Source organism: Halohasta sp. A2 (assembly GCF_056175805.1).
Window position 1 is genome coordinate 1 of the sequence record NZ_JAQFWV010000123.1, and the last position, 5,239, is coordinate 5,239.

Here is a 5,239-nt window from a genome sequence, read left to right on the forward strand (position 1 = left end):
GGAGGCCGTCGGAATAATATACTAATTTTGACCAATTATTTATTTTCAGACCTTATTTAGTTAGTTTTAGATTCTGTCACTGAATTATGGGTAAGAGACAGTCGTTTACGACGGGGAGGATGTCACTGGACGTTACCGATTAGGCCGTGCAATGCCAAGCCAGATATAATGAAACGAATCCTCGTCCCCTCAGACGGAAGTGAGACAGCTGAGACCGCGGTTGAAAAAGCCCTCGATATCGCTAGTAAATTCGACGCTAGACTCCACGTCCTCTACGTTGTGGACACCGCATCGATACATCCCGGCAAGCGGAATCCGCTGTTGCTCGACGAATTTCACGAGGGAGGCGAGAAGTTAATTGATGATATTGTCGAGGAAATAGAGCGAAAAAGCGAGGTACCGGTAACAGGAGCGATAGCCCAGGGTACCCCGTATCAGGAGATCTGTGACTACGCAGCCGACCACGATATCGATCTTATTGTCATGTCGACAAATGGTCGAACGGGGGTTGAACGATATTTGATAGGAAGCATCACCGATAACGTTATTAGAACATCAGAGGTCCCCGTACTAGTGGTCCCTCTGATATCGCATTCGTAACCAGTCGAGCGAAATCCTAATGGCTATATTTGAGAGAACTTGTAACATCTTATACCTGTTTCAAGATAATATAACTAGGGAATGTCACAAACACACCCGCTTCTCGTCGTCCTTGGTATATCATTTGTCGTCGCCGCAGTGACCGGCGCAAGTAGCGTCTCAGTTTCGATGGCTCCGGCGATTGGATCGGGTTCCGTGGGGGGGCTTCGAGGAGCCTCCCTCGTTGGATTTTTGGCTTCGTTGACGCGGTGGTACAAGGAGCCACCGTCACGTGAGGTGTCGGGACTAATATCCTCGACGGACAGGTCAGTAAGCTGCGGTCAGACGAGTGCCAAACAGATATCGATTATTCGGTACAGGCTGTAGGCCGTAATGCCAATGTGGGTAAACTGAATTACGAGCCATCGCTCGTCTTTCGTTGTGGTGACCCACGAGCCACTCCCGACGATGAAAACCGCACTCCAAAAGACGAGATCAATCCAAGCGGGAACCATGGCTTATCGGGACTCTCAGGATGACAGATCGGTGAATTGAGGCGTCTCAGGATTCATATCCCCGACCTTTGCTGCTAATGACCGCAACCGGACACGGAGCGTTCTGCATCATGTACTCCGTACGATGACCGAAGAACGCCCGCTGAGAGACCATTCGAACGCTGCTTCCGATTAATAAGAGGTCGAACGCTCCCTCCTCTGCGAGTTTGACCAGCTCTTTTTCGGGTTCGTCCTCGCCGACGACGACCTCGGTCGAGACGTCGACGCCGCGATTACGGCCGATAACTGCCTCGCCCTCGACGATGTCTTCGCCGAGTTCGACCGCGTGTGAGAGATCCGGACCGTCGACGAAGAGGTCGTTGACCTGCGGCGGGTTGACGATGTGGACGATGTGGACGACCGCCCCTAACGAGTTCGCCAGCGCGAACGCGACTTCAGCGGTCCGCCTGTTGGTCGACGTGCCGACCGTCGGCAGGAGAATGCGCTTGATTGCTTTTCGCTGTTCTAATCCGTTCCCATTGTCGACTTTCGAATCAACAACCATGAGCGGACACGGCGAGTCGCGGATGATCTCGTCGATGGTGTCGCTGAACATCGGGTCACCAGGTTTCGCCCCCCGTTCGCCGGCCCCGATCGCCAGCAGATCGTAGCCTTCGGAGGCTTCTTCGAGGATCGTTTTCGTTGCACTCACCGGTTCGCCACGCGTGATGTTCTGAACACGGCTTTCGTCTTCGACAGCAAGCTCAGATCGCATCAGCTCAAGACATTGCTGTGGTGCGTCGTTTTCGGCTGCGCTGGATTGCTGGCTCGCAGTGTTCTGTCTGTCGCTCTCTGCGTCCGTCGAGTCGTCGACCGGTTTGTCGAACATCCCACGGAGATTGCGCCGCAGTCGGGCGATGAACCCCTCGTCGTCGGCGTCTCCGCGAGTTATGTACATCACCGTCGTCTCGGCTTCACTCTGTGCGGTCAGCCGCCCGAGAAGGAAGCCAGCGAAGCGCGAGTCGGGGCTACATCGGGTTGGCAGCAAGATCCGTGTGAGCGAGCCAAGGAAACTCGATTGTTCTTCTTCTTCGCGTTCGAGCCGCTCACGCTCGTCGTCGGACATCTCGATTTTCGGAATCGACCACCGCATGACGATGGGTGCCACAAACGAGGTGACGATGGCGACCATGACGATAATCGAGTACATGTCGTTCGTCAATATGCCGAGCCCGAGACCGATGGTGGCGACGATGATCTCCATCGCGCCGCGGGCGTTCAGCCCGCTGCCGATAGTGATTCCTTCCCACTTTGAGAGGCCAGCGATTCGCGCAGCACCCATCACGCCGGCGAACTTGCCGAAACAGGCGACACCGAGAACGACGAGTCCAACCAGCGCGACGACCGGATCGAGCAACGCTGCGATATCCATTCGCAATCCAGCGATAGCGAAGAAGATCGGCGCGAACACGCCCAGTGTCATCGTTTCGATAACGTGTTCGACCTGATAGTCGAAGCGTTTGACTTGGCTGACGAGAATCCCGACGACAAAGGCCCCCAGAATCGCCTCCAAGCCGAGGTACTGCGTGATCACGCCTGCGGTGAGTGCGAGTACGATCAGCGTCGTGATCATGGCCGTGTGACCACCGATAGTGTTGTCGACCCATCGCATGATCGACTGGACGACGCGCGGGCCGATGGTGAACGAAATGGCGAGGAAGACGATGACCGAAAGGAGCGTCGTCAGTGCCGAGCCGAGTTCGACGGTCCCCGTGCTGGCGAGCCCCGAAACGGTCCCGAGCAGAATCCAGCCGATGGTGTCGTCGACCATCCCTGCGGCGAGGATGAGCTGGCCGATGTCGCGACGGACCACGTCGAGTTCGATCAGTACCTTCGCGATAACCGGAATGGCCGAGATACTCATCGCCGTCGCGATAAACAGACTGAACACGAGCCGCTGGTCGGGTGCAGCGATGAACTCCATTGGAAGGAACCAACCGAGGCCAAATCCAGTCGCAAACGGCAGGAGAATCCCCCCGAGCGAGAGAATCACTGCGGTTCGGCCCTTACTGACGATGAGGTCGATGTCGGTTTCGAGGCCTGTCAGAATCAACAGCATGATCAGCCCGAGCCAGCCCACCATTTCGAGGAGATGGAACTGGGCTTCCGAGACGACGAAGATCGTCTCGTAAGCTCCCGGTAAGACTGCCCCGAAAATAGAGGGTCCGAGAACGACGCCGGCGAGGAGTTCACCGATGACCGGCGGCTGGCCGTAGGCGCTGAATAGCTCACCGAGCGACCGTGCCATGACGAGCAGCAAAAGCACCTGCACGAGGACAATCAGTAGTGCGTCGTGGCCGAGTGGTTCGATGACCGTCATGCAGTCAACCACCTATGGGAACGCGGTCGGCTGCGTACCTGCCGGTGCTGAAACCAGTTCATACCACCATTGATTGGTTTAATGGTATAAACCAACCGATCTAATTTTGTAAAAGATAGATAAAACCGTGTCAGATTTGGATTTTAGTAGAGAGACCATCATCCGTCCACCTAATAGCTCAATCACACGTCTTGCAACTATCCAAGTTAATATACCCGCCTCAGCATACGTCGTATATGAACGACACGCCAGATTCGGGCTCGCCGTACCGGTTAGACGAGATCGACCGGCGGATCATTTACGAGCTCATGGCGGATTCACGGAACAACACGCCACCGAAGATCGCAAAGCTGGTCGACGTCTCGCCGGGGACGGTTCGCAATCGGATTCAGCAGCTCGAAGAACACGGCGTCATCACGGGCTACCGTGCCTCGATCAACTTTGAGGCGACCGGCGTTCGGTTAGTGACGCTTTTTATGTGCAACGCGCCGTTCGACCGACGACAGGTCGCCGCCGAGGCCGCCGAGTCGATCTCCGGTGTTATCAACGTTCGCGTGCTTCTCGGTGGTCGACGGAACTTCCACGTGCTGGCGGTCGGCAACGGAACAGAAGACCTCCAGCGAATCGGCCATCTGTTGTCGGGATTGGGTGTCGAGATCGAAGATGAAATGATTCTCCAAGAAGATCGGAATCAAGCCTATCATCCATTCGGACCAAACGACGGGACAGAGTCGATATACAATAGCGACTTCATCAGCCTCTCGGGAGAAACAGAGGTCGCAGAGCTCACGGTTCGTAGAGACGCTCCACTTGCCGGACTCACCTTAGAGGAGGCAAGCCAGAAAGGAATGCTCGATGACGACTTGCTCATCATCACGATCCACCGGAACGACGAACTCATCACTGCCCACGGGACAACACAGATACAACCCGACGACACCGTCACGGTCTTTTCTCGAAGAGATATCGATGATGCGACCATCGAGATGTTTGTTGGACAGGATTCAGTAGCCTAATTTATCGACGATTTATCTTCAATACTGATTCACTCGTACCCTTCGCCCGCTTTGTGGAGATTGTTGGAAATGCAAATTAATAGACTCATTAGTGTTCAACAAAAATTGTGGTGAGAATCCTTGGGAGAAGTCGTGAAAGTAGACTGCTAGCTGTGTTGACTAACCAGTGACATCATCCCTGGCGTTAAACAGTAGTTGCCGAACCTAGCTGGGACTCTTGGGGCTAGACTGCATCTCTAAAACATGGTCCAGACGACAGAGGCAAAACTGGTCTGTCGTGTTGCTTCGACGCTAGTGTGTCCGGAATTTAATTTCGGTATCAAGAGGATAGATCCATAATACAGACGTTACGTGTAAGACATTGTATAATTAAGTAGGAGTATGGGATTATCCTGTTCACAATGTGACCACGAATTTGACGAACAAGAAGAATTTCAGGCATTACTCTCTGGTCGCTGTCCAGTTTGCGGAAGTGAATTAGGTCTTGCCGACCAGCACGAGCAATATCTTGACCAAGGAAACACGCCATTTAGCTACGATCCAAATCAGGACTTCATGACAGAACAATAAGTATAAACTCTGTTCTGACCAATTCGGGTCAGCGAGAGATTGAGCAGAATCGATGCTGGACATGCGGTCTATGGGCTCTGTTGACTTGATGGAAACGCTGCTATCCTAAGAGAGCGTGAAACAAGATATGGGGCGCAAGAGACCGACGGATTTCACGTGCCGTAGAGCACGTTCTGTTGACTGGTCCGTGTGCGAAAGAA

Annotated in this window: 5 protein-coding genes; 3 read left to right on the plus strand and 2 right to left on the minus strand. The window is 54.0% G+C overall.

Annotated elements, in window-relative coordinates; all coding sequences use genetic code 11:
- Positions 1–168 precede the first annotated feature (168 nt).
- Complete coding sequence (locus O2S87_RS17950) at positions 169–600, plus strand: universal stress protein (RefSeq protein ID WP_475410110.1); 432 nt, start codon at positions 169–171, stop codon at positions 598–600.
- A 320-nt stretch (positions 601–920) separates the two neighbouring features.
- Here O2S87_RS17950 and O2S87_RS17955 read toward each other — a convergent pair whose 3' ends face one another.
- Both O2S87_RS17955 and O2S87_RS17960 read right to left on the minus strand, forming a co-directional pair.
- On the minus strand, positions 921–1,094 hold the full coding sequence (locus tag O2S87_RS17955; RefSeq protein ID WP_475410111.1) for a hypothetical protein: 174 nt from the start codon (positions 1,092–1,094) through the stop codon (positions 921–923).
- A 46-nt stretch (positions 1,095–1,140) separates the two neighbouring features.
- Positions 1,141–3,453, minus strand: a complete 2,313-nt coding sequence (locus tag O2S87_RS17960; protein WP_475410112.1) for a cation:proton antiporter domain-containing protein — start codon at positions 3,451–3,453, stop codon at positions 1,141–1,143.
- A 236-nt stretch (positions 3,454–3,689) separates the two neighbouring features.
- On the opposite strand from O2S87_RS17960, the gene O2S87_RS17965 reads away from it, so the two are divergent.
- Positions 3,690–4,469: an Lrp/AsnC family transcriptional regulator gene (locus tag O2S87_RS17965; RefSeq protein ID WP_475410113.1), complete on the plus strand. Its 780-nt coding sequence runs from the start codon at positions 3,690–3,692 to the stop codon at positions 4,467–4,469.
- Between the two features lie 381 nt (positions 4,470–4,850).
- A complete protein-coding gene (locus O2S87_RS17970) occupies positions 4,851–5,039 on the plus strand; it encodes a hypothetical protein (RefSeq protein WP_475410114.1) in 189 nt (62 codons plus the stop codon).
- The last annotated feature ends 200 nt before the right edge of the window (positions 5,040–5,239 follow it).